The organism is Hymenobacter ginkgonis (genome assembly GCF_009755225.1).
Lineage (GTDB): Bacteria > Bacteroidota > Bacteroidia > Cytophagales > Hymenobacteraceae > Hymenobacter > Hymenobacter ginkgonis.
On the sequence record NZ_WQKZ01000038.1, the window covers coordinates 1 to 209 of the forward strand.

Consider the following 209-nt stretch of genomic DNA (forward strand, 5'->3'; position numbering starts at 1 on the left):
GCGCCCGTGGCTAACGCCGGCCCCAACCGCACGCTTACTTTACCCACGAATACGACTACCCTGGCGGGTTCAGGCACGGATGCGGACGGTACCGTTAGCACGTATACCTGGAGCCAGGTGAGTGGGCCCAATACAGCTACGTTCAGCAGCAAAACCGTGGCCGTACCTACGGTTAGTGCTTTAGTGGCGGGGAGCTACGTGTTCAGCTT

At 59.8% G+C, this 209-nt stretch carries 1 protein-coding gene; it reads left to right on the forward strand.

Annotated features, from left to right (window positions below; genetic code table 11):
* A partial coding sequence (locus GO988_RS23985; RefSeq protein WP_449405083.1) for a PKD domain-containing protein occupies positions 1 to 209 on the forward strand: 209 nt, incomplete at both ends.